Here is a 3,617-nt window from a genome sequence, read left to right on the forward strand (position 1 = left end):
ATCCCGGGACCGTACACCTAGTTCCGCATTCAGTGCGTCACCCTCAGGTTTCCTTGGAACCTTCAAGCTCGCAGTCGCGCATCAAAAAGTGCAGGCAAACCGCCAATTCATGGAAGCAGCGAGCCGGATCTCGATCAAAGTCGTACTTGTCTACGCAGCTCAACATGACTCATGTGACGGGTCGACACCCGCAACTACCTCGCTGGCCTCGCCCTCGTCGCCGTCGCAGCCGAATGGACCTGATGAGGCCTCTACCCCGGTAGGATGGTAAGGCGGGCGTTGTCGCGCTTGAGCGCCTTCATAAACGCACACCCTGCGGCTCTGAAATAGTTGGCGCATTCTGCGGGCGTGAAGGCTTTGAAGAGGATGTCGATCCTGTCCCAGAGGGCACCTACGGTGCGCTCGGCGGCTTTGCAGAGGAGCGACTTCAGCTTGGCGAAGGCGTTCTCGATTGGGTTGAAGTGGAGGCTGGAGGGCGGCAGGTAGAGGAGGCTGGCGCCGGCCGTTTCGACGGCGCGCTGGTACGCTAGCATCACCCACGCCATGACCTCGCGAACGCGGGCATCGATGGCAAACAGCACCCGCACGACTGCGCCGTTCCCGCAGCGCAGCTCGAGATGGTCTGAGTGCCTCCCGCTATGCCGTTAATGAACACGTGCTCACCTCCGGCTGCCGCTTGCGCGACTGTCCGACGGCGTATGGTCCGCGCACGACGGTCTACAACCGCTTCAATCTCTGGTCTCGCCGCGGCTTCTGGCGGACGATGCTGACCGTGCTAGCCAGGAGCGGATGGGTGGGCGAGGCGGCCGCTATCGACAGCACCTACGCTAAGGCCCACCGCGCCGCGCGTGGCGGCAAAGAGGGACACGTGCGTAACGCATCGGCCCATCACGCCGGGGCCAGTCCGACAACGGCTCCGCCTACATTGCCAAGGATACCCCTCAGACGGACGCCGCGCTCGGCTTGCGATTGGTGTTCACGCCGGTTCGCTCGCCGTAGAGCACCGGCGTGGTGTGTGACCCCGAGTAACCCGATATAGCGCTATTGTAAGGTCCCGAAGCATGTCGGACGAGCGGCGACAGGGCGTAAAGGATATAGACCCGTGTCGGTTGGAGTGGCCGGTCAATATCGCGTTGCGCTCAATCAAGCGTTTTATCAACGTCATCAACCGGCTCCGGTCAAGAGCAACGAACTTAGGCGCGGTGGCTACTTAGCAATCAACCCGAGTCCAAAGTCTCAATTATATTTCGCCAAGGTAACGTGAAATTTTCACGAAATTAGTACAAGCCGAAATTCCTTGCTTAGACAAATCAGCCCCGACGTCGTCTATAGAGACGCTCGTAAGGTGGAGATGGACTACCTGGAATAGTAGTCAGAAAGGTGCTCCACGGCTCTTTATCTGGATCCACATAGACATGCTCGACGCACCGAAAGGCTAGTTGCTCGATGTTCTCCTGACAGTGCGGAGCGAACATTCCTTGTCTAAGCACAGGATTACTTGTCTGGATCACCCGGCGCCTTTGGGTCAGATCAGCCGCATCTGCACTAAACGGAACCAGTAACAGAAGGCACATCGAAACTTTGTGGAAAGTAACCATCGGTGCCACATGCTCGCTCTAAACAGGATTACCTAATGTCTATTGATTTATTCTTGCTACGTCAAGCGCCGCTCCCGTACCGATCTCAAGTATTGACAGGAACTTGCTAAGCTCAAAGCCAGGGGCATCCGAAATATACACTAAATCCCGGTCGCGCATGTAGAATTCAGTTGCTAGAAAATATCCATCGGCCTGTGAAGCATCAAGTTGATATACCACTGGAATCCGGTCTGCTGGATTACCCGATACGTCTACACCTAACCTGCTGAGTATTCCACGCTCTTCTTGCCTGTATATAAACACGGCGCGAGCATCTGCTTGTTCGGTCCGCAACCCTCCAGCTTTTGCGATAGCCTCTGCCAAAGTGAGATTATCGCTTTCGAACACAAAGCGGCGATTATTTTGACCACCCACCGATCCAGGAGGTGGTGTTGCTCCAAGTACAACGAATGATCGAGGCTCCCGCGACAGCACAATCGAATCGCCGGCTTCCAAGAAAATGTTTTGCGACGGATTTCGAATGACAGTAACAAGCGGAACTTGCTCAATGGATCCTCGACGCTGCAGAGTCACAGCGGTTTCGAAGGCTGGAAATTTTGCTCCTCCAGCTCGAGCGATAGCTTCCAACAGGCGCGAGCCACCAACATCAAGAGAAAACTTTTGCGGACTAGCCACCTCGCCTAAAACGCTCACCACTCCCGAGCGCCGATCCACGATGTTAACAGACACTTGCGGTTCAATAGCGCGATTTTTGAGACGCTCCTCTATCTCTTTTCTTACCTCATCCGCTGTACGACCGGACGCTTTAACCTGCCCAGCAAACGGCACAGAGATAAATCCACTTTTATCAACTTGCTGAGAGGGCAAGCTTACGGAGTTACCGCTTCCGCGCCCAGTTGCATCGGCCGGGTTGAATAGCCCCCCACTTGCGGCTTCATATATAGTAAGCGACAGTAAGTCGCCAATTCCTATTGCCGCATTAGCCGCACGCGCACGAAGGGCACTTGTTGAAAAACCTACCTGCTTTGCGGAGCTTTTCGTTAAAGACACGACAAGTGGACTAAGCTTCAGAACAGCATAACCAAGACGCCCGTCGTCTTGAACAGACACGGTTGAGCTACTCCGCACAGCCTCAATCGAGGGCCCGGTGGCCGGCAGAAAACCACATGCTGACAGAAGCACTGTAGCACTCAGGATCGTGCAGCTTCTATTCAAGTTACGCAAGGCATGTTCCCACAGATAAATACATGCGAGGTCAATTATATCCGGTCTCTAGCATACACCTTAATAAATCGCAACGCGGGAGCCACACCCCTCTAGTGTTTGCGTCTGCATGTTGCATTATCGCAACAACAAGCTTTTGAGTTCGCACTAGCTGCTTATGCTAATAACGACTAAAAATTCTGCTATAAATCGGATTATTGAATACGTCGTGACGGAAGGCTCGGGAGAACGATTTTCTCAATGATGATTAATGAACTAGGCCAACATATAAAGTTCTCAATTATTGAACCACGATGAGGTGCGGCTCTCGTGTATACAGTGAGATATACAAGTCGCGGCAACCGGTGCATTTATCCACCAAGTAAGCAGGTTGTTTAGCCACTGAAGCTGAAACTTGCAAGGCACGTTGGGGTCTGAGCGCGTTGTCGTTCGGTTGGAGCTGGAGGGGCTGGTACTCTGTCGGATGCACAATCGCCACTGCTGGAGCTGTGAGTTAAGTTCCGTCGCCCGCGTTCGCAGGTGCCGCTTGTTTAATTGGACCGATGGTGTAGCTCGACAGGGCATAGGCATTGGCTTGTGAATATCGCTATGGCCTTTGACCCGGATGCTCCTTTGCCCCGTGCCGAGGTGATCACCTATATCCAGCGGCAGCGGCGCTGGACCACGGCCGAAAAGGTTCGTCTCGTCCAGGAGACGATGCAGCCAGGCTTCCCGTGTTGTTCGTGGCACGCTGCACCGGCATCTTGGCCCGAGCGTGCTGTTTTGGGATCAGCAGCTTAGAGTCTGTCTCGGAAC

The 3,617-nt window shown here is 54.5% G+C and carries 1 protein-coding gene and 3 pseudogenes; 2 read left to right on the forward strand and 2 right to left on the reverse strand.

Going from position 1 to position 3,617, the window contains the following annotated elements; translation table 11 throughout:
• Positions 1-251: 251 nt before the first annotated feature.
• Positions 252-512 (reverse strand): annotated as a pseudogene (locus MFF55_RS26420) (hypothetical protein); the annotation flags it as partial.
• Positions 513-652: 140 nt separating this feature from the next.
• Between MFF55_RS26420 and MFF55_RS26425 the strand changes: the two are divergent.
• A pseudogene (locus MFF55_RS26425) lies at positions 653-906 on the forward strand (transposase); the annotation flags it as partial.
• Positions 907-1,637: 731 nt separating this feature from the next.
• On the opposite strand, the gene MFF55_RS26435 reads toward MFF55_RS26425, so the two are convergent.
• The gene (locus tag MFF55_RS26435) at positions 1,638-2,708 is read right to left on the reverse strand and encodes a polysaccharide biosynthesis/export family protein (RefSeq protein ID WP_238247206.1); all 1,071 of its coding nucleotides are present in this window, start codon (positions 2,706-2,708) and stop codon (positions 1,638-1,640) included.
• Between the two features lie 702 nt (positions 2,709-3,410).
• Here MFF55_RS26435 and MFF55_RS27265 point away from each other — a divergent pair.
• A pseudogene (locus tag MFF55_RS27265) lies at positions 3,411-3,617 on the forward strand (transposase); the annotation flags it as partial.

Origin of the sequence: Methylobacterium iners (assembly GCF_022179305.1) — a bacterium.
GTDB classification, from domain to species: domain Bacteria; phylum Pseudomonadota; class Alphaproteobacteria; order Rhizobiales; family Beijerinckiaceae; genus Methylobacterium; species Methylobacterium iners.